20 protein-coding genes are annotated in these 20,906 nt (G+C 59.7%); 10 read left to right on the forward strand and 10 right to left on the reverse strand.

From position 1 onward, the window contains the following. Window positions 1-33 precede the first annotated feature (33 nt). From ABHV46_RS05480 to ABHV46_RS05490, 3 genes are all read right to left on the reverse strand, one after another. Window positions 34-1,113 (reverse strand): DUF5694 domain-containing protein, encoded by a 1,080-nt coding sequence (locus ABHV46_RS05480; protein WP_438383427.1) that lies wholly within the window; start codon window positions 1,111-1,113, stop codon window positions 34-36. A 178-nt stretch (window positions 1,114-1,291) separates the two neighbouring features. Further along, window positions 1,292-1,993, reverse strand: a complete 702-nt coding sequence (locus ABHV46_RS05485) for an acetolactate decarboxylase (protein ID WP_438383429.1) — start codon at window positions 1,991-1,993, stop codon at window positions 1,292-1,294. A 21-nt stretch (window positions 1,994-2,014) separates the two neighbouring features. Then, entirely contained in the window at window positions 2,015-2,974 is a 960-nt protein-coding gene (locus ABHV46_RS05490) for a glutaminase (protein ID WP_438383431.1), read from the reverse strand. Between the two features lie 176 nt (window positions 2,975-3,150). On the opposite strand from ABHV46_RS05490, the gene mntR reads away from it, so the two are divergent. Further along, entirely contained in the window at window positions 3,151-3,612 is a 462-nt protein-coding gene (gene mntR / locus ABHV46_RS05495; protein WP_438384274.1) for a manganese-binding transcriptional regulator MntR, read from the forward strand. Here the strand turns inward: mntR and ABHV46_RS05500 are convergent, their stop codons facing one another. Next, window positions 3,613-4,467, reverse strand: a complete 855-nt coding sequence (locus tag ABHV46_RS05500) for a class I SAM-dependent methyltransferase (protein WP_438383432.1) — start codon at window positions 4,465-4,467, stop codon at window positions 3,613-3,615. Between the two features lie 246 nt (window positions 4,468-4,713). On the opposite strand from ABHV46_RS05500, the gene ABHV46_RS05505 reads away from it, so the two are divergent. From ABHV46_RS05505 to ABHV46_RS05525, 5 genes are all read left to right on the forward strand, one after another. After that, the gene (locus tag ABHV46_RS05505) at window positions 4,714-6,129 is read left to right on the forward strand and encodes an Nramp family divalent metal transporter (protein WP_438383434.1); all 1,416 of its coding nucleotides are present in this window, start codon (window positions 4,714-4,716) and stop codon (window positions 6,127-6,129) included. 302 nt (window positions 6,130-6,431) lie between these two features. After that, window positions 6,432-8,612 (forward strand): TonB-dependent receptor, encoded by a 2,181-nt coding sequence (locus tag ABHV46_RS05510; RefSeq protein WP_438383437.1) that lies wholly within the window; start codon window positions 6,432-6,434, stop codon window positions 8,610-8,612. A gap of 95 nt (window positions 8,613-8,707) precedes the next feature. Further along, window positions 8,708-10,987 carry an FdhF/YdeP family oxidoreductase gene (locus ABHV46_RS05515; RefSeq protein WP_438383440.1) on the forward strand — a complete coding sequence of 760 codons (2,280 nt, stop codon included), beginning with the start codon at window positions 8,708-8,710 and terminating at the stop codon, window positions 10,985-10,987. Beyond that, window positions 10,984-11,835 carry a formate dehydrogenase accessory sulfurtransferase FdhD gene (gene fdhD / locus ABHV46_RS05520; RefSeq protein ID WP_438383442.1) on the forward strand — a complete coding sequence of 284 codons (852 nt, stop codon included), beginning with the start codon at window positions 10,984-10,986 and terminating at the stop codon, window positions 11,833-11,835. The genes ABHV46_RS05515 and fdhD overlap by 4 nt, the downstream gene beginning before the upstream one ends. Further along, window positions 11,832-12,302, forward strand: coding sequence for a nitrate reductase associated protein (locus tag ABHV46_RS05525; protein WP_438383444.1), 471 nt, complete (start codon window positions 11,832-11,834; stop codon window positions 12,300-12,302). The genes fdhD and ABHV46_RS05525 overlap by 4 nt, the downstream gene beginning before the upstream one ends. Here ABHV46_RS05525 and ABHV46_RS05530 read toward each other — a convergent pair. The 3 genes from ABHV46_RS05530 to ABHV46_RS05540 are packed head-to-tail and all read right to left on the reverse strand — an operon-like array spanning window position 12,299 to window position 14,619. After that, on the reverse strand, window positions 12,299-12,895 hold the full coding sequence (locus ABHV46_RS05530; protein ID WP_438383446.1) for a molybdenum cofactor guanylyltransferase: 597 nt from the start codon (window positions 12,893-12,895) through the stop codon (window positions 12,299-12,301). The genes ABHV46_RS05525 and ABHV46_RS05530 overlap by 4 nt on opposite strands. Before the next feature lie 12 nt (window positions 12,896-12,907). Next, on the reverse strand, window positions 12,908-13,240 hold the full coding sequence (locus tag ABHV46_RS05535) for a hypothetical protein (RefSeq protein WP_438383448.1): 333 nt from the start codon (window positions 13,238-13,240) through the stop codon (window positions 12,908-12,910). Beyond that, window positions 13,237-14,619 (reverse strand): amidohydrolase family protein, encoded by a 1,383-nt coding sequence (locus tag ABHV46_RS05540; protein ID WP_438383450.1) that lies wholly within the window; start codon window positions 14,617-14,619, stop codon window positions 13,237-13,239. The genes ABHV46_RS05535 and ABHV46_RS05540 overlap by 4 nt, the downstream gene beginning before the upstream one ends. A gap of 240 nt (window positions 14,620-14,859) precedes the next feature. Between ABHV46_RS05540 and ABHV46_RS05545 the strand changes: the two genes are divergently transcribed. Continuing rightward, on the forward strand, window positions 14,860-15,774 hold the full coding sequence (locus ABHV46_RS05545; RefSeq protein WP_438383452.1) for a class I fructose-bisphosphate aldolase: 915 nt from the start codon (window positions 14,860-14,862) through the stop codon (window positions 15,772-15,774). 2 nt (window positions 15,775-15,776) lie between these two features. On the opposite strand, the gene ABHV46_RS05550 is transcribed toward ABHV46_RS05545, so the two are convergent. Continuing rightward, the gene (locus tag ABHV46_RS05550; protein WP_438383456.1) at window positions 15,777-16,553 is read right to left on the reverse strand and encodes an ABC transporter ATP-binding protein; all 777 of its coding nucleotides are present in this window, start codon (window positions 16,551-16,553) and stop codon (window positions 15,777-15,779) included. Window positions 16,554-16,558: 5 nt separating this feature from the next. Then, window positions 16,559-17,359 carry an ABC transporter permease gene (locus ABHV46_RS05555; RefSeq protein WP_438383460.1) on the reverse strand — a complete coding sequence of 267 codons (801 nt, stop codon included), beginning with the start codon at window positions 17,357-17,359 and terminating at the stop codon, window positions 16,559-16,561. Window positions 17,360-17,589: 230 nt separating this feature from the next. Between ABHV46_RS05555 and ABHV46_RS05560 the strand changes: the two genes are divergently transcribed. Genes ABHV46_RS05560 through ABHV46_RS05570 form a run of 3 tightly spaced genes read left to right on the forward strand, consistent with a single transcriptional unit; the run spans window position 17,590 to window position 20,148 of the window. Further along, window positions 17,590-18,930: a transglycosylase SLT domain-containing protein gene (locus ABHV46_RS05560; protein WP_438383463.1), complete on the forward strand. Its 1,341-nt coding sequence runs from the start codon at window positions 17,590-17,592 to the stop codon at window positions 18,928-18,930. Window positions 18,931-18,953: 23 nt separating this feature from the next. Further along, complete coding sequence (locus tag ABHV46_RS05565; protein ID WP_336944654.1) at window positions 18,954-19,523, forward strand: peroxiredoxin; 570 nt, start codon at window positions 18,954-18,956, stop codon at window positions 19,521-19,523. 46 nt (window positions 19,524-19,569) lie between these two features. Next, window positions 19,570-20,148: a DUF1643 domain-containing protein gene (locus tag ABHV46_RS05570; protein WP_438383465.1), complete on the forward strand. Its 579-nt coding sequence runs from the start codon at window positions 19,570-19,572 to the stop codon at window positions 20,146-20,148. Window positions 20,149-20,273: 125 nt separating this feature from the next. On the opposite strand, the gene ABHV46_RS05575 is transcribed toward ABHV46_RS05570, so the two are convergent. Further along, complete coding sequence (locus ABHV46_RS05575; protein WP_438383467.1) at window positions 20,274-20,900, reverse strand: POTRA domain-containing protein; 627 nt, start codon at window positions 20,898-20,900, stop codon at window positions 20,274-20,276. Window positions 20,901-20,906: the final 6 nt, after the last annotated feature.

Genomic DNA, 20,906 nt, shown 5'->3' on the forward strand with positions numbered 1-20,906 from the left:
TCTCCGATGAAACCGACCAGACGCGGTGCGGGGCTATTCGAGAACCGTTTCGACATCGATTAGATCGAGATCGCGCATCTGGTCGAGATAGGCTTCATAATAGGCTTTGTGAGAGGCTCCGACGATTGCGAGCAGTCGCGTGCCGGGTGCGCGAGCCAGCACCTGTCGGATATTAGCGACCATGCGCAGATTTCTCGTCTCCCAGTAACCGACATAGCGACGCCCATAGTTTTGCGAAGAGGACTCGGCCAATGCCGCGCCCCAATCGGATCGGTAGGCCTGCTCCGCATAGGCAGGCGCGTTGAAAACACGGTAAAGCTTGAGCAGACCATCGGGCTGGTCGATTTGTGCGTAAAGTACTTTCTCCTCGGCCATTCGCGCCGCCGTAGCGGGATTGTCCCAGGCTTTCTGCACGGCCGCAGCATAGGCTTTTTCGTCCGGCATCGACCCCATGGACGTTTGATCATCAACGCTCCAGACGCGCTCCAGCCCCAGTCGCGCCGCCAAGGCTGCACCGATCAGGCCGCTTTCATTCCTGCGTTTCATCCGGGCAGTGAGCTGCGCGACGAGATCGGGCGTCAAACCATCAGCGGCCCGCCGATCCATCACCGACAGGCGCAACCATTGAACCAGCGCGGAATTCGGCTCTCCGGCAGCGAGAAAAACCAGCGTCAGCCGACGACGCTGTGCTGGACTGGGCCGCGAAGGCAAGGCTGCGAGCAGCCGCTCGGCATCTTCATTGGCGGCGACCACGCTCAGCCCAAGCACTCTTCCGGCGGGGGCAGAATCCGGGCAATAGCGTGCTGCGGCAGAAGCCTGCTCCGCTCCCTGATGGCGCAACGCATCGCAGAGGAGGCCGGAACTATCCTCCGTCGCTATCGCATCCGGGTGCCACGCAGCAAGTCTGAGCAGAACGGGCTCGAGGCTTTCAGGGCGGAAACGATCGTGAAGCCCTGAAAGATGAGGCGTGCCGAGGACGAGAACCTCATTGTGACGACCATGCGGCGAACTGCCCGCGATATAAGGGCGGATTGACGGGTGATAAGGCTGGGCCTGGCCCTCGTGAGAAACTGCCATCAACAGGAACAAGACGATCGTCACGGCACGGATCACGTCACAAATCCTTCAATGCCTGCACTCACAGACCCGGACCTACGCGTTCCGTATCGATTTGACAACATATTGCGTGATTACCGACTTGCGCCGGGCGCAAGCCCGACAACAGAGGATACATCCATCCCGCAATTCGGATGACCCTTATGCCTCGCTGACCGACGGTCAGACCTGATCGCTACTTCTCGATACGATGAATCATCTCATCGAGCGCGCCAACATCGATTTCGAGGGCCCGGAAGGCAGCGCTTGCCGGATTTACGATTTCAATCGTTGTTTTTTCCTCAAAGCTCAAAACAGCTTTCTGTGCTGAAAACTCGAGAACATGACCGCTGATCTGCGAAGTCTCGTCAAGAAAGTGAAAATGAAAGCCCGGAACAGAAACACGCCCGAATAATTCGGGCGTCCAGAAGCCGATCAGGCGTCCTGCGATCCCTTCGTGACGATCCACCTTTTGCGACGCGGCAACCTCATCCACGCTACGGCTGCCACCATCGGCGCGATGAGGACGGCGCAGTATGAGATGCTCGAAACAGCCGCCGATGGAGACCGCCAGAAAGATGTTATCGGGTCGAATAAATCGGCTGAGCTGCGCCTGCGCATTTTCGTGGTTGATGGACGTCACCGCCCGCTCCTGTTGCGGCGTATAATCCGTCACCTGAATGAAGGGAATCTCGGTTTCGCGCGATAGGCAATGCAGTGCCTCACCGGCTGTCGCCTCATGCACCTGTCCTTCATGAATGGTCAGCTCGCCGCTGATTTCAGCAGAACAACCGAGGCCGAACGCCCGATGCGAGCAGAATGCCGAGAGCGGCGCCTCGCCGCGAAAATGCCCGGCCATCAGGGCGCCGATCGTCGAGAACTGGGTTATTTTGCTCATGCGACTTTTCCTTCTGACAGATCAGGTAATTTTCTGAACCGAGAGCGGAAACGGGTTAAAGACCGACCAGCCCGTTTTCTGCACCAGTTTCTCCAGCGCCAGAGTGCCGAGCAGCGAGTTGCCCTGAGCGTTCAGCCCCGGCGACCAGACCGCAACCGAGGCAAGACCCGGCGCAATGGCCAGAATGCCGCCGCCCACGCCGGATTTGCCGGGCAACCCCACCCGGATCGCAAAGGCGCCTGAACCGTCATAATGGCCGCACATCATCATCAGCGCCATGATCGTGCGCGTATTGGACACGGAGGTGACCATACGACCCGAATGCAGATCCACCCCGCCTGTCATGAGATAGCCGCCAATACCTGCAAGCTGGCGGCAGGACATGGTCAGGGCACATTGGTGGAAATAAAGATCGAGCGTGTCTTCGATCGGGTTTCGGATGTTGCCGAAAGTGCGCATGTAATTGGCCAGAGCCGCGTTACGAAACCCGGTCTCACGCTCCTGCTGCGCCATGTTCTCGTCGATAAAGAGGCCTTCCGGCGCGCCGGATTGTGAAAGGGCGAAATCGAGCAGAGCCTGCCGGGCCCCCAGCCGACCAAGCTGCGACACCAGAATATCAGAAATCACGATCGCCCCGGCATTGATGAACGGGTTACGGGGGATTCCCTGCTCGCTTTCGAGCTGCACAATGGAGTTGAAGGCGCTGCCTGATGGCTCTTGCCGCACACGGGTCCACAGCGCGCTGCCCTCAAGCGTAATCGCAAGCGTCAGCCCAAAGACCTTTGACAGACTCTGGATCGAAAACGCCTCATCGGCATCGCCCGCCACATGCGCGCCGCCACCGGCATCCATAACGGCAATGCCGAATTTCCCCGGATCGACACAGGCCAGAGGCGGAATGTAATCGGCGACGTGACCGCGTTCGGTAATGCCACGCATGTCATGCGCGATTTCGGCAACGATGCTGTCGAGATCGGCCATATCCTGTCCTTCCTGCCTGGCGCCTTATCGGGTGGCACAGACATGACATGGCGAGGCCAGCCAGACAACGCCTCCGCCGTATCAGGCCGGTTGAGATCGACCGCCTAATCTGCGATGACGGCATCATGACAGGCGGCATCATGAAACCCAGCGATCATACGGACGAGCCCAGGGCAATGTCGGAGGTCACACTTCCTGACGTGGATACGCAATCCGAAGGGTTCCGCCTCAATCGTGCGGCCCGGCGCAATGCGCTGATCGAGGATTATGTCGAACTGATTGCCGATCTTCTGGCTGAAGGTCGGGAGGCAAGACAGGTCGATATCGCCACCCGTCTGGGTGTGTCGCAGCCCACTGTCGCCAAGATGCTGACGCGCCTGTCGAGCGAGGGCTACGTGCATCGCCGCCCCTATCGCGGTGTCTTTCTGACCGAGAAAGGGCAGAGCGTGGCCGATGAGGCCAAGAACCGTCATCGCATCGTCGAGAGTTTTCTTCGCGCTCTCGGCATCAGCGAGGAGACCCTGCGCGTCGACGCCGAAGGGATCGAGCATTATGTCAGCGACGAAACACTCGCCGCCTTCGACCGCGCCCTTGCCCGCGGGCTAGGCTCCCTCACTGCCCCGCCTGATGGAGGCTGATCAGGAATCGCCAATCCGGGCTTCGAACAGGGCCGCCCCGCAGAGCCGCGACCCACGCGTCAGAAGTGCATGGACACGCGATACACAGCTTGCACCCCAACTAATATCGCGCGCCAGATCGCATTCCTCACGCAGCACGAGACCGGGAAGCCGCAGCGACACCTCCTGCGGACTACGCAGGCTCCAGTCGAAATGCGCTCCTGTCTGACGCACGCTCGGATTGCTGTGCGCGTGCTTGGAGACGAAAGGCGAGACATAGTCGAACAGAATGCCGAGCGGTGCGTTTCTCGCGGCGGCGAAATCCCTGATTCTGGTGAGCAGACGCCACACCATCTCGGGTGGCAGATACATCAGTACACCCTCGGCGAAAAACAGAATGGGCTGGCCGGGGCTGTGCGGCAAGGCATCGAGCCACAATCCCGGCTCATCGCTTACCAGCCCGGTGCCGATCATCCCCTGCTGCCGGACCCGCTCGCGCAGAGCCAGGATTTCGGGCAGTTCGATATCGTACCATAGCGCCGCATCGATATTGTTCAGGCGGTTCTGACGCATATCCAGCCCCGATCCAAAACTCAGACAGAGCGTGCCCGGATGACGCGCCAGCCAGGTTTCGATGACACTGTCGAACCATCTCGCGCGCAAAATGGTCCCGCGCATCGATTTCCGATCGGCGGCAAAGCGTGACGGATCGAAACCCAGCCGCGCCGCCACCGCCTCTGCCGTGCGGTCACGAAACCCGAGATCGGGCGCCAGTTCGGGGGCAAGAACACGCGCCGCCAGCGTAATCAGCATGGTTTCTGGAACACCACGCAGCGTTGCCAATGAGACGTCTGAGACAGGGGCGGTGCATAACATGGCGAAACACTCCTTGCTGTAGCGCAATCCAGGCTCTTTATGCGAATCGTTCTCATTTAACGCTATCGCCTTAACACCTTAAACGCCAGACCTGTTCCCTTAGGGCAACAGATCGCAGCAGCCCCGCCATTGACAGAGGGCAAAAGCCAACCACTTCATCAACAGGACGTTATCGGTCCAGAATAATCGCTTTCGATTAATATAGCATATTGCATATTGATAAGCCTTAGGTTTGAGTAGCGCCCCATGTCATGCCCCCCGCCCGCACAGGGAACCTGCCCCAACCAGACCGGAACCGAAGACATCGGAACCGACCGATCCGGCCTAAAGCGCACGCCATGGCGCTTTACGCGCGCGCTCGGCGCCGACGGGCACAGCCTGCCTGAAGTCTTCTCGTCCATCCGTGTGGCGCCTGAAGGCGCAGGCTGGCTAAGACGTTTTCTGTCATTTGTCGGACCGGGCTATATGGTGGCCGTGGGGTATATGGACCCCGGCAACTGGGCGACCGACCTGCAGGGCGGGGCGCAATTCGGCTATACCCTGCTTTCGGTCATCATGATTTCGAACCTGATGGCCATATTGCTGCAGGCTCTCGCCGCACGACTGGGCATCGTGACCGGACGCGATCTGGCACAGGCCTGCCGCGATCATTTCTCTCCCGCCATATCTTTCGTTCTGTGGTTTACCTGCGAACTGGCCATCATCGCCTGCGATCTGGCCGAAGTCATAGGCACGGCGGTGGCGCTGCAATTGCTGTTTCATATCCCGCTGCTTTTCGGCGCGCTGATATCGGCATTCGACGCGCTGATTGTGCTGCTTCTGATGAATCGCGGGTTCCGTTATCTCGAAGCGTTCATCATCGCGCTTCTGAGCGTCATCGCCGTATGTTTTGGCGTGCAGATAATAGCCGCCTCCCCTCCTGTGGCCTCGGTTCTGGGCGGCTTCCTGCCACGGGCCAGCGTCGTCACCAACCCCGCGATGCTCTACATCGCCATCGGGATTATCGGTGCGACGGTCATGCCGCATAATCTCTATCTGCATTCCTCCATTGTCCAGACACGCGATTACAGGCGTAACGATGCGGGCCGCAAGGATGCGCTACGCTGGGCAACGCTCGACAGCACCGTGGCCCTCATGCTGGCGCTGTTTATCAACGCCGCCATTCTCATCGTGTCTGCCGCTGCTTTCCACGGCACCGGCCATCAGGATGTGGCTGAGATAGAAGACGCCTATCGCCTGCTCTCTCCGGTTCTGGGCATGGGCATCGCCTCGACGCTTTTCGCCATTGCGCTTCTGGCGGCAGGTACCAATTCCACCATCACCGGCACACTGGCCGGACAGATCGTGATGGAAGGTTTTCTGCACCTCACCATCCCGCATTGGGCGCGTCGTCTGATCACGCGCGGCCTGGCCATTCTGCCCGTCATCGCCGTGACAGCTCTCTACGGCGATCATGGCGTAGGCAAGCTGCTTATTTTCAGCCAGGTCGTGCTGTCGCTACAACTTCCCTTTGCTGTCATCCCGCTGGTGATGTTCGTGTCCGACAGACGCAAGATGGGCCGCTTTACGATCTCTCCCGGCATGAAGGCTCTTTCGTGGGCTGTGGCTGCAATCATCCTGCTTCTCAACTTCAAACTGCTCTACGACACCCTCGCCGCCTGAGGCGAGGCTCTCCTTTCCCCTTCTGAAACGCGTTGAAAGACCAAGCCATGCCCCCTTACGTTTCGCAATATAGCAATTGCTATTCAAAAAAGCTTAAGGGATTCCTTAAAACATCTGCTTATTTTCGTTCCGTAAGCGCGCTCGCCCCGGTTTTCCTCAAGCCGGTTTTGATGGGATCGGTTCTCGCCGGGCCGTGCCTTCTGTGTCTTGCAACAGCAGAGGCAAAAGCGGCGGATGGGAAGACGCAAAACGGGCGAGCGTTGACGGCAGCATCGCCGCAGGAGGTGCAGAAGGCAAAACCCATGCCCGATCCGCACTCATCGCGCGCGACGACAAGCCCGTCCGCTTCGACAAAATCACCTCCTGCAATTGCTTCGTCGAACGCACAGAAAAGGGCTGACAGCGCCCCGCCGCGCTCGCCCGCAGCGGGCGGTCAGGCGACGGCACAGCTGCCGCCCGGTCGGGAAGATATCACAGTGACCGCCCATCTCGATCAGGTGCGCGGGCGCATTGCGCCGGGTCTGGGCGCCGTCTCGTACGGTATCGATCAGAGGCAGATACAGGTCACGCCGGGAGGCGAAAACGCCGCCTTCAGCCAGATTTTGCTGCGCCTGCCGGGTGTGGTGATGGACTCCTATGGCGAGGTTCATGTCCGTGGCGAACACGGCGGGCTGACCTATCGCGTTAACGGTGTATTGCTGCCTGAGGGGCTTAACGGCTTCGGACAGGAACTCGACAGCCGTATCATCCAGTCCGTCGATCTGCTGACGGGCACGCTACCTGCCCAGTTCGGCTTTCGCACCTCGGGCGTGGTGGATGTGAAGACCAAGACGGGCGATACTCTGAAGAACAATCAGGTTTCGCTCTATGGGGGGAGCTACAACACGTTCATCCCCTCTTTGCAGCTTGGCGGATCGAAGGATCGCTGGGATTATTTCGTTACAGCCTCCTATAACCGCAACGATATCGGCATCGAGAACCCGACAAATGCTTTCCGGGCGACCCATGATTTCACCCAGCAGGAAAAAGGCTTCGGCTATCTGGCCTATCAGCTCGATGACGAAAGCCGTGTCAGTCTTCTGACCAGCGCCTCCTATTCGGACTTTCAACTACCCAACACGACCGGTCTGCCGATCCTCTACCAGTCCTCCACGATAGCTCCCGACGATCAGGGCATCCAATCGCGTCTGCTACGCAATGGACAGACCGAGCAGAACTACTATGCCGTGCTGTCCTATCAGCGCAGCACCGACAAGATGAACCTGCAGGTTTCGCCCTATTTCCGCTATGGCCGTATCGGTTATCGCAACGATCCAAATCGCGATCTCGCCTTTTCCGGCATCTCGCAACATGAGGTGAACGACTTCACGACAGGCGGGCTGCAATTCGACACCTCCTATGACATCGCCCCCCATCACGTGCTGCGCTTCGGTCTGCTCGGGCAATATACTTCCGAGCGCCTCGACACGAACACGCTGGCCTTCCCGATCGACGAGGCAGGCGAGCAGAGTTCAATCGATCCGAGACGGATCATCGATAACAGTGGAAATTGGGCAGTCGAGGCGGGCGCCTATATCCAGGACGAATTCCACATCACGCCCAAGCTAACGTTCAACTATGGGCTGCGCTACGACCGCTTCGCCTCATCGTTCCATAATGAGGGTCAGCTCAGCCCACGCGCCAATATGGTCTGGAAGGCGTCGAAAACGACCACGGTCCATTTCGGCTATTCGCGCTTTTTCGCACCGCCCTCGCCGCAATATATTTCGGATGCGACGCTCGCCAAATTTGCCGGCACCACGAATGAGCCGCAGACAATGCAGAATACGCCGACGAGGGTGGAGAAATCGCATTACGTCGATGTCGGCATTCTTCAGCATGTGACCCGCGATTACCAGATCACGATCGATGCCTATGGCAAATGGGCGCATGATCAGGGCGATCTGGGACAATTCGGCCGGGCGGTCATTCTCGCGCCGTTCAGCTATCGTCGCGGCCGGGTCTATGGCGCCGAAATCGGCAATTCCTGGCGACATGGCGGCTGGTCGGTCTATGGCAATTTCTCTTTCGTCAAAACCTGGGCGAAAGACATCAACTCGGCGCAATATCAGTTCGAAGTCGCCGAACTGGATTACGTCAGGCGCCATGGCATCCAGCTCGATCACCAAGGCGAATTCACCTCATCGGCAGGCGTGTCCTACGCCAACAAGCATGACATGGCCTATCTCGATTTTCTCTACGGCTACGGCCTGCGCAGTGGCTTTGCCAATCTGGAAAAACAGCCGTCTTATGCCGTGTTCAACATCGGCTATGCCCATACTTTTACCAAGGTGCCGGTCGGACATAGCCTCAAGCTGCGCGCCGACGTGGTCAACCTGTTCGACCATCGCTACCAGATCCGCGATGGCAGCGGCGTGGGGGTCACTCAGGCGCAATACGGACAAAGGCGCGGCACGTTCTTCTCGGTGGTCAGCAGCTTCTGATCGGCTTCACGCAGATATGAGGGAGCGATTCGGGCGTTGGAAAGGTTCATGCGTATATGGTGGCAGGCGCTGCCCATAATACGGAGAACCGCCCGATGCCCGATCGCAAGACCATCTTCAAGCCGTATCACCATCCGGCAGGGGGTTGGGGAGCAGTCAAGGCGACGGCAAAAGCCCTTCTGGAACAGAGCGTTGTAAGCAAGGGTTCACGCGCCCTGCTTTCGATGAATCAGCCGGGCGGATTCAAATGCCCGAGCTGTGCCTTCCCCGATCCGACACATCACAAGAAGATCGAATTCTGCGAAAACGGCGTGAAGGCGCTCGCCGTAGAAGCGACGAAACGACGGGTTACGCGCGCTTTTTTTGCCGAGCACAGCGTGACCGAGCTTGCTGCAAAAAGCGATTACTGGCTTGAGGAACAGGGGCGGCTGACCGAGCCAATGCGTTACGATCCGCAGACGGATCATTACGTTCCCTGCACATGGCAGGCGGCTTTCGATCTTGTCGGCACCCATCTGCGTCAGCTCGACTCTCCCGATCAGGCCGAGTTCTACACTTCGGGCCGCACGTCGAACGAAGCAGCTTTTCTCTATTCGGTGTTCATCCGCGCTTACGGCACCAACAATTTTCCCGATTGCTCGAATATGTGTCACGAGCCCACCAGCCGCGGGCTGCCCGGTGCCATAGGCGTCGGCAAGGGCACGGTGGTGATGGATGATTTCGACCACGCCGAGGCCATTTTCATCGTCGGGCAGAATACGGGCACCAATTCGCCGCGCATGATGGGGCTGCTCGCCCATGCCCGCAAACGCAACGTACCGATCGTCGTGGTCAACCCCATGCCGGAGCGGGCGCTGATCCGTTTCACCGAGCCGCAGGACCCCGTGACCATGGCAACCGGCGGCTCGACCGCCATCGCCACGGAGTTCGTGCATATCCGCATTGGCGGCGATCTCGCTTTTTTCAAGGGCATGATGAAAGCGCTTTTCGAGCGTGAAGCGTTAGGAGAGCAGGTTCTCGACCACGCTTTCATCGAGACGCATACGGAAGGATTTGCCGCGCTACGCGACGAAGTGATGCAGCAGGAATGGGACGAAATCGAGCGCATTTCGGGTATCGAAAAAGCCCAGATCATGCGGGCTGCCTCTATCTATGCTCAGTCGAAGGCCACGATCATCTGCTTCGGTATGGGCATCACCCAGCATCAGCAGGGCGCGCGCATGATCCAGCAGATTGCGGCCTTTCTGATGCTGCGGGGCAATTTCGGCAAGAAAGGCGCCGGTATCGCCCCCATTCGCGGCCATTCTAACGTGCAAGGCGACCGCACGGTCGGCATCGACGAAAAACCGACCCAGGCCTATCTCGACCGTCTGCGCGATGTGTTCGGTTTCGAACCGCCGCGCGCCCATGGTCATCATGCGGTCGAGTCCGTCGAGGCGATGCTGGCGGGCACAGCCAGGGTCTTTATCGGTATGGGTGGCAATTTCATTCACGCTATTCCCGACACGCCGCGCGCCTATGAGGCGATGCGACGCCTCAGCCTTACCGTCGGAATCGCAACGAAGCTCAATCGCGGCCATATCGTGCACGGGCGCGATGCGCTGATCCTGCCGGTCATCGCGCGCTCGGAGATCGATCGTCAGGCGACGGGCGAGCAATTCATTACCATCGAAGATGCCATGTCGAATGTCACGGCATCACGCGGTGTTCTGGAGCCCGCCAGCCCCGACCTGCTCTCGGAGGTCGCCATCGTGTGTGGCATGGCGCAGGCAACCCTGCCTGACAGCACGATCCCCTGGGCGCTGTTTTCTACCGATTACGGGTTGATCCGCGACCGGATCGCCGCCGTCTACCCGGAGATCTATGCCGATTTCAACGCGCGTATACGCAACAAGCAGGGTTTCCATCTCGATATCCCCCCGCGCCGCCGGGTATGGAAAACCCCGTCTGGGAAGGCGCAATTCCTGCTTTTCCCGGGTCTTGCTGTCGATGATATGGTCGAAGATGACACCATGCTGCGCCTGTCGACCATACGCTCGCATGACCAGTTCAATACCACCATCTACAGCATGAACGATCGCTATCGCGGCATCTATAATACCCGCATGGTTGTCTTCATGAATAACGACGATATGGAGGAGCGCGGTCTCGAGCAGGAAATGGTCGTCAGTCTCGAAACGCTTTCGACAGACGGCATTACCCGCCGCGTGGACGATCTGGTGGCCATCGCCTATCCGATACCGCGCGGGGCGATTGCCGGATATTACCCCGAACTCAACCCGCTTCTGCCGCTCAATCATTATGACGAAATCAGCGGCACTCCGGCTGCCAAATCGATCCCTGTGCGTGTCATCTCAGCAGCGAGGGCGCCATGACGATACGCCCAGACAGTCTCGCTGCCGCGCATCTGCTTCGCCATGCCATTGCCATCGGGCCCGACGGCTTGCAGGAGCGCATCGAACTCGGCATCGCGGAAGAGACGCCACTGACGCTGATTTTCAACGAATTCCATGTTCACGCGGTGATGATGGTGACACCGCTCGATCTGCATGATTTCGTGCTCGGTTTCGTTTTGACCGAGAAAATCATCGCTTCGCCATCGGATCTGATCTCCTGTCACATAGAGCGGCATGAAGGTCAGCTTTCAGCCCATATCCGCATTCCGGGCAGCGATTTCAGCCGCCTGATCCGCAGAGGACAGCGGCTTTTGACCGGCAGCAGCAGCTGCGGATTGTGCGGCGTGACCGATCTGGAGGACATTGCAACCTCCACATCGAGCCTGCCCGCCCATAGCATCCCGGTACCCGCCATCTGCAAGGCGCTTGGCGCCCTGCCCGAATTGCAGGTGCTGAACAAGAAGGTTCGCATGGTTCACGCGGCCGCCTGGGCCGCACCCGACGGGGTAATCCATTATGTGCGTGAGGATGTCGGGCGGCATAATGCCCTCGACAAGCTCATCGGCATTCTCAGCCAGTCACCACGCGACCCTGGGCGCGGCTTCTGCCTCATCACCAGTCGCTGCTCCTACGACATGATCGAGAAGGCGTTGACGCTGGGCATTTCGACATTGGTGGCGATGTCCTCTCCCACCGACCGCGCCATACAGATTGCGCGCAAGGCCGACATGACGCTCATCGGCAATGCCCGCCCCGACCGCTTCGCCATTTTCTGCGGCGCGCACCGCCTGATCAAACCGGAAGCAGTTGAGTTGAGTGCCTTATGAGTTTTGACCCCCATGCCGATTTTTTCGCCTTCGAGCAGGACTTTGCCGGTACGCTTCACTGCATTCCGATGAGGGTGCGTCTCAAACTCGATTGCTGTGGCATCAAGTTGAGCCTGCGCCAATGGAGCCAGTTCCCCCCGCACACGCGTCGCGATTTGTTGCATCGCCCCTGCGAGACGGCGCCGGACCAAGCCGCCTATCACGACCTGCTCGTGGCACTCATCGCTGCGCATTGCGACGAGCCGCCCAAAGCGCTTGCCAGCAACGATGATCTTCTCTGGCGCGATACATGTTCCGTGCCAGATTGCGTCCTGGCTCAGGCCCTACGGGACGACGTGCAGCCCCCGAGCCTGACCGTCTGGCAGACGCTCGATCCCTTGCAACGCTTCGTGTTGGTCAAACTCGCCCGCTCACGCCATGAGAACGAGAATTTCGTGCCTGCCTTGCAGGAGTTCGACCTGATCTAGCCGATCAGAGGAGAACGGAAGTTGAGGGTCGCAACATCTGCTGGCGTGTTGATGTTGAAAAACGGGTCTTCCGGCTGATCCTCGAACGACACGTCGCGCATGCCGATTTTCTCGGCGAAACGCCACACAGCGAGAAGACGGGGGTCTCCACAGGCGTGTGCGCTGACGAGATATTCGCGAAGCAAGGAGAGGCTCGCGATTGGCCAGACAGCAACAAGTGGATGACGCCTCCCGCCGCTCATCGCGCAGGATGGACCCGGTGAGAGCCGCGAGACGAGATCCATCGGTATGAAGGGCGTATCGCCGGGAAGGGTCAGAACCTCTCTGGCCCCCATGCTCCGCCCCCATTCCAGAGCGGAAAGAAGGCCGATGAGCGGCCCTTGATCGGTCCATACATCTTTCAGAGCGGGCAGGTCATAGCCTGAATAAGCCGTCTGATCGCCCCTGATCGCGAGGGCTATCGTCGAAACCTGAGGGGAAAGACGCTCCAGTATCGTATCGAGAAGCGTCCCTCGTCCATAAGGAAGGAGCGGCTTGTCACAGCCGCCGAGCCTGCTCCCCCTGCCCCCTGCCAGAATGACGGCATGGATCATCAAACGACCGTCTCAGCGTGGCGGAGCCATTGGTTGGTCATGCCCCATATCGTGCCCCGGATGCATTGCGTGAGGATGCGGGCGGTGACGGGGCGGGTGACGCGGCGGCGGCGGTGGCTCGGGAGGGAGCGGAACCGGCCTGAACGCGGGGGGCGCCTCACCGTGATGATAATAGGGGCCTTTGTAATTGTCATTGAGCTGAGAGGCATTCAGCCTGTCGATCACGCTGTTTCCGGTACCATCGGCATAGTGCCCGGGAGACATGACTGGCGCCTGTTGTGCAAGGGCGAGCGAGGGAGAAACGAAAAGAGCTGCTCCCAGAAGAGCCCCGATGTGACGGTTCATGGTGTCTTTCCTTTAGGAACGAGTCCGTCAGAGACAGGCGTGCCGCGCTGCCAGACCTGAGAAATCAGGTCAATATCAGATATGGTTCGATCAGGAGCGCCGTCAATAACCAGCAGATCGGCCCGTTTTCCGACCGCCAACACGCCACGATCCTGCAAACCGAGCAGGGCGGCAGCTTTCTGGGTGGCGAGATTGATCGCCTGAAGAGGGGTTAGCCCCGCCTGCACCAGAAGGATCAGCTCCCGATGCTCTGCAAATCCTGGCAGTCGCAGCGGGGTCGCACCGGAATCGGTGCCGAAGCCGATATGAACGCCGCTGCGATAAAGCGCGAGCACATTGCGCTGGTTCATGGCCAAAGCCGCACGGGCCGCGGCAACGCTGGACTTTGTCAGAGTCGTCTTGCGCCATGATTCGTCAGCGACCGTTTCACGAAGGGCGGGTGACATGGCGTCACGCGCGACGCTCTGGTCGAGGGTCTCGGGGTGCTCGGCAAAGTAATAGGTCGATTCATCGAGCGAAAGCGTCGCAATATACCATGCACCGGCGTTCTTCAGCTGGGTGACGAGCGCCGCATCGACGGGCTTGTCGCGCACGCCATGGGCCAGAATATCCGCACCGTGAGCCAGAGCCTGATGGGCCAGGTCGAGATCATGAATATGCACCGCCACACGCAGATGGCGCTTATGCGCCTCGGCTATGGCGGCCTGCCATACCGCTGCGCCAAGCAGAGGAAGGGGCGGCTTGGCGGGATTGGTGAGATGCAGATCGTCGAGCCATATCTTGACGAAATCGGTCCCTTCATCGGCCATGCGATCAACCGCCTGTCGCGCCTCCTGTGGCGTATGGGGACGAAAGATCTGATCATGCCCCATTTTCTCGACCATGGCCTCAGGCGGCATCCCGCCGGGCGCGCCGATACCCTGATCGACGCCAAACAGATCGGCGCCGGGATTCACCCCCTGGTGCTGCTCACGGCGCAGCTGATCGAAAAGCGGTGATTTGTTGAGGCCGAGCGCCGTAACCGTCAGCACGCCGTAACGCCTGTATTGTTCGAGCGCGGCCAGAATGATCGCCCTTGTATAATTGCGCGAGGCCGTGGTCATGCCGTCAACCAGTCCGACATGGCTATGATCGCTGATCAGGGCCGGCATGACTGTCCTGCCCTGCAGGTCGATCGTCCTCACTCCGGGATCGGGGCTTGGCCCGATCGATACGATCTGCCCGTGATCGATTACGAGCGTGATGTCGGGCCGGACATCCGCTCCGGTACCATCGATCAGTCGGGCATGGGTAAGCGCAACCGGCGTGGCGAATGCCGATGAGGCAAACAGGCAGTGTCCAGCCGCGAGACAGGTAAGCAGGCCGAAATGTCGCATCATGGTTCCTCTCTCCTTCTCCTCTCCCGAGGCGGGAAACGGCGCAGCAGGGCGCAGACGGAGGTGCCGCGTGAACGCAGCAGGTCCTTGCGGGATGCATCGACGCGAAAGCCACTATCGAATCTGTGAAGGCTAGTTCGGCTATCGTAAGAAACGGATGAGGGTGGCGACAGTTAGAAAGCGTTATAGTCCTCTGGTCACCGCGTTCGCCCCGGTGACCAATAATAAAGACAGGAGCGTTGCATGTCGTTGACACCCCAGGTCAAAGCCATTCTTGCCAATTACGAAGCCGATAATCCCGGTACCAAGGCCAATCTCGTCCGCCTGATGAATACGGGCGTCCTTGCAGGCACAGGCAAGCTGGTCATACTGCCGGTCGATCAGGGTTTCGAGCATGGGCCTGCGCGCTCCTTCGCCGCCAATCCCCCTGCCTATGATCCCCATTATCATTTCTCCCTCGCCATCGAGGCTGGGCTCAACGCCTTTGCCGCCCCCGTCGGCATGCTTGAGGCCGGGGCATCGACCTTCGCCGGTCAGATCCCGCTGATCCTGAAATGCAACAGCTCGAACTCGCTGGCCACCGAGAAGAACCAGGCCGTGACCGGCACGGTGGCCGATGCGCTGCGCCTCGGCTGCTCGGCCATCGGCTTTACCATCTATCCGGGCAGCGAATACTGTTTCGACCAGATGAACGAGTTGCGCGAACTGGCGCAGGAAGCCAAGGCCGCTGGTCTGGTCATGATCGTCTGGAGCTACCCCCGTGGCCCGATGCTCGACAAGGCAGGCGAGACCGCGATCGATATCTGCGCCTATGCCGCCCATATGGCTGCCGAATGCGGCGCTCATATCATCAAGGTCAAACCCCCGACCGACGCGCTTTCGCTTCCCTCAGCCAAGGCCGTCTATCTCGATCAGAAGATCGACATCTCGACCATGGAGGCGCGCGTTCGCCACGTGGTGCAATCGACCTTCGCCGGGCGTCGCATCGTCATCTTCTCAGGCGGGGAGCACGCAACGACCGATGCGCTGCTGGACACCATTCACGGCATTCATGCCGGTGGCGGTTTCGGCTCGATCATCGGGCGCAATACATTCCAGCGCCCGCGTGAAGAAGCGCTTGCTCTGCTCGCCTCAATCACTGGCATCTTCAAGGACTGAGATCAGCCGTGATTGACGGCCTTGTAGGCGTCGATCACCAGATCTGGCGGGCCGTCCATACGGACGCGCCCGCCCTCCATCCAGATGATGCGTGTGCACCATTTGAGAAGGATCGGGAGCGAGTGCGACGTGATCACCAGAATGCGCACATGCTCGATAAGGCGTGTCAGGCGCTCGCGCGCCTTCTCCTGAAAATGGGAGTCACCCGCCATGAACCACTCATCCATCAGCAGGATCTCGGGACGCGGCGCAGTGGCAAGACCGAAGCCGAGACGGATCGCCATCCCTGAGGAATAGAGCCGTACAGGCAGGTCCAGGAAAGCGCCGAGTTCGGCGAAGGCCTCGACATCAGCCTCCAGGGCAGTCGTGGCAGCGTCGCCGAGGCCGATATAGCGCGCATAAAGCCTGATATTCTCACGCCCCGTGAGATCGGTATTCATGCCTGCCTGCGGGCTCAGAAGCGCATGCAGATCGCCCTCGACATGCAGAACCCCCAGAGGCGACTCATAGATCCCCGCAAGCGCGCGCAGAAGCGTGGATTTGCCCGCCCCGTTATGGCCGATAAGCCCGACCCGTTCACCAGGCTCGATTGTGAGGGTGAGCTGGCTCAGAGCCAGAACCACAGTCGTGTCTGACTGGCTGACAATGCTGCCACCAGCACTTTGCCGGTCCGTCACCTTGCTCTTGACGCCTTTGAAGAGACTTTTCTTGAACGACCGCGCGCTGCCATGAAACATTGGATAGATCAGCGAATAATCGATCAGGCGAATCAGGGACATGACGGTCAAACCCAGAACGCCAGGCGCTCTCGCGTCCGGGCAAAAAAGAAGAAGGCGGCCACGCACCAGACCACGCTGAGACCAACCGCTATCGATACAGCAGGTAGCGTTGGCAAAGTGCCGAGAATTGGCCCTCGTACCAGTTCCATAAGGTCGTAAAACGGATTGAGGACGAGGATATGGCTCTGATGCTGGGAAAGCTGGGAAGGCTTCCAGATAATCGGGGTCACGTAAAACGCGATTTGCAGGAACGCGCCGATTATCGGACCGATATCGCGAAATCGCGCGCAAAGGGCGCCAAGCAGCAGACAGGCGGCAAAGCCGTCAAGAAGCCAGAGCGCCAGTCCCGGCAGGGCTGCAAGGCTGATCAGGCCGGGGAAGACGCCGTAGATCACAAACACCCCAATAGGCACGATAATACTATGGGCGAAGACGATGGCATTGCGCACCAGCAAACGCAGCGCCTGAAGCGAGAAGGGCAGCTTCATCGCGTGGATGCTGGCCTCCGCGTCGATGAAACAGGTGCAGGATTCGAGCAGCAGACTGGAGAGGCCCACCTGCCACAACGCCAGGGAGAGCGAGAGGTAAGGCAGATAATCCTGCAGGTTCATGTGGAACAAACGGGCGTAGATCACACCCATCGAGCCGACCATGATCAGGGCAGAGACGGTCAGCCAGAACGGCCCCAGCACCGAGCCGCGATAACGCAGTCTGACATCCGTCCAGCCAAGCGTAGTAGCAAGCCGCCAGGCGCGCAGACCTGAATCGAGATCATTCCATGCACGGGCATATCGACTCTGGCTCATGTCCCTCCGGGGGATTTTGCGGGTTCTTGCTTCTCTGCGCTCTGAGCGTTCCGCCCTAGCGGATAAGCCCTGTTTCCGCAACCATCGTGCCTTCGGAGCTGCGGCCGTCGGAAAATGGGAAGAGTTCGCCTCAATTTATTGCTATCTTTCTGGGATAGGGGTCCGTAGTTTTGCCGCATTCCTGCCGCAGAATGCGGTTTACGCTCGGTTTGCATCAGGTGAAGCCCATCATGACCCGTTCTCGCCGTTTGAATGCCAAGGTCGGACACGAAGAAGTCGGCCGGTTCCTGTTTACGGGGCTGAAATCTTCACGCCTTCTGATGATCACGGGCGCAGCGGCCCTGCTTTCGGCCTGCGCCAGCGGCCCACAACGACCGCAGATACCTGTCGCGCAGGAAGCCGCCGATTACCGCGAACACGCGAAATCCTACTACGCGCCGCCCGGTCCGCCGGAAGATCCTTGGGGGCCTTATATCGAAGAGGCCTCGCAGCGTTTCGACGTACCGGGCACCTGGATCCGCTCCGTGATGATGCAGGAATCCGGCGGGCGGCTCTACGACCGCAATGGACAGTTCACGACCTCCGCTCCAGGCGCGATGGGGCTGATGCAGCTCATGCCGCCCACCTATGACGACATGCGCTCGCAGTATAATCTGGGCGATGACGCCTATGACCCGCGTGACAACATCATGGCGGGCACGGCCTATATCCGTCAGATGTATGACATCTATGGCTCGCCCGGCTTTCTTGCCGCCTATAACGATGGACCGGGCAGTCTTGACTCCTATCTGCGTCGTGGGCGCTCTCTGCCACGAGAGACACGACGTTATGTCGCCCATGTGGGGCCGCAGATTGCCGGTATCTGGCCGCGAAACCGTTCTGCTGCCGACCTGCTTGTCTCCCAGCATGACCCTTCTGCCGCCACGATGGTCGCGCAGAACGACAGTGAGACGGCTTCCGTTCGCGCCGCATGGCGCCAGCAGGCCCAGACAGCGACCTATCATGCCGACCAGCAGGAAATGCAGGTTGCCGAGGCTCCTGCGAACAGCCGCTCTTCGGTCAGTGCCGCCTGGGCTGCCCGCGGTGTTGTGGCCACCTCGCCCTCGCGGGCAGCCCCAGTACAGATGGCAAGCCTGAACACGCAGGACGATAGCGGAACATCCTCTGACGGCGTAGCTCAGGCTTGGGCCGGCCGTGCCCCTGTGCAGCCCATTCCTGTCGGGCGACGCCTATCGGCAGAACCCGTGCTTGCAGTCATGACGCCACGCCCTGTCCAGCGCAGCACTCAGGCGCAAGCAGCGCCGCGCGCCGGACAGTCCGGCAACTGGGCCATCCAGGTCGGCGCCTATAACTCGGCCGTGCAGGCAACACGTGCGGTTGCCCAGGCGCAGACCCATGCAGGAACTTCGCTCTCCGGCGCACGTAGTCAGGTGTCCACGGTGCAGTCGGGGCGGACACATCTCTATCGGGCGCGTCTGCTCAACCTCTCTCATGACGATGCCGTGGCAGCCTGCCGGAAGATGGGCCGCGACACACCTTGCGTGGTCGTCTCTCCGGGATCATCGTTCTGACCCTGATCTTGTGCGGAGATCGCATGTCCCGTCGTTTTGCCTTCCTACCCCTGCCTGCCCTGCTCGGGCTTTCTCTGATCCTTGCGGCACCTGCTGCGAGGGCGGAGCTGAAACAGGGGGCCGAGGCCCCCGATTTCACCCTGCCAGCCACTCAGAATGGCAAGGAGATGCAGTACACCCTGCGTGATGCCCTCGCCAAAGGGCCGGTCGTTCTCTATTTCTACCCTGCTGCCTTTACCAAGGGCTGCACCATGGAGGCCCATGGTTTCGCCGATGCCATGCCGCAATTCACGGCGCTCGGCGCCAGCGTCATCGGCGTATCGATGGACAAGATCAGCAAGCTCGACGATTTCTCGGTCAGCCAGATCAAGGGACAGTTTCCGGTCGCTTCTGACAGCGACGGAAAGGTCACGCGTCTCTACGACGCCAAGATGCCGATGCTCGATATTGCCCAGCGCGTCACTTATGTGATCGCACCGGAGGGGCAGATCGTCTCGACCATCAGTTCGGAATCACCCGGCAATCACGTTGAAAAGGCCCTCGCGGCCCTGAAGACGTTCAAAGCCGACACGATGAAGAACCGAAAGAAGTAAGGACTCTCGCGCTTCCTCACCCGCCGGGGAAGCGCGCCTCTCGCCTATGGATAAGAAAAGCCCGACCCATCATGTTGGCTCGTCCAGAGCGTTACGCCTTCAGGACGATGTCGTCAGCACTGCCGTCTATGACGGTCCGCAAGAATGCTATCGCTACCGTCTTCATCGTGTCTGGGACGAAACCAGGCCCACGCTCATGTGGCTGATGATGAATCCTTCGGTTGCGACCGAATATGGTGATGACCGCACCGTGGCCAAATGCCAACGCTATGCGCGAAGCTGGGGTTATGGCGCGATGTTTGTCGGCAACAGCTTTGCTTATCGCTGCACGGACCAGAAGCGTCTGCTTGAAGTGAGCGATCCGGTAGGACCGGGCAATGACGCAGCGCTTCTCGCCATGGCGAAAGAATCCGACAAGGTCATTCTGGCTTACGGCTCGCCTACCCACCCATCCTTGAGGAAACAGGGCAACAAGGTGGCGCTCGCCCTGCATCAGGCCGGGGTCAGCTTATACGTGATGCGCCTGAGCAAAGGCGGTCGCCCGGAGCATCCGCTCTATCTGCCCGGCACTCTGGAACCGACGCTTCTGGAGGAGAGCTTTTTCTCTGCTTTAGCGTCAGACTAGAGGTTCAATACTATCGTGAAAGCCTGGCTTTTCGCAGAGCGGGCGATCCTGACCTCACCTGGCCGACGCGTGCTCTGTCGAGACATCGCATCGGCCGGAAATGAGCCCCGGTGGGGGCTCGCCTCTTACTTCTCGGTGATCTGATAGGTCAGCACGACGTGATTGTCGTGGTTGGGCTGTGTCGCAACAGGCTGGATCTGCACGCCCAGATTATGCTTCTGGTAGATTTTCTGAATAGCGACCGTGTCAGCCGTGGCAGCTTCTGCCGTGACGGTGGCACCCGGATGCAGCTTTGTAGCGGCCTCGAGTTCCGCCGTCGGCACCTGCTTGTTGCCAACGAACTCGACCTTGTCGAGCACGAATGGCGCCGGAGCCGGCGCCGCGCTGGGTGCCTGCTCTTCGATCACGAGATAGAACTGCACCGTGTTCTTCACGAAGCGCTCTTTCTCGCTGAACTTGGCGCCGAGATTCTTGGCCTTGTAGAGATCGGCCACTTTCTGAACACCGGCATCGAGCTGGTCACGCGTCACGGTGTCGCCTACGTGATACGGAAGAGCCGCCATGATATCTGCGGTGGCAACAGCGCTGTTGCCTTCTACCTTGAGAATTTTGAGCGTAAGCGGCGCGCTGGCAGCAGGTGCGCTGGCGGCCATGGCAGGCGCTACGACACCGATCACGGGCAGACAGGGCAGTGCAGCGGTTCCGGCAATAAGGGCCAGACCGGCGAGGGCGTAACGTGAGCTCGGCTTCATGATGTC

Origin of the sequence: Asaia sp. BMEF1 (genome assembly GCF_051628905.1) — a bacterium.
GTDB lineage: Bacteria > Pseudomonadota > Alphaproteobacteria > Acetobacterales > Acetobacteraceae > Asaia.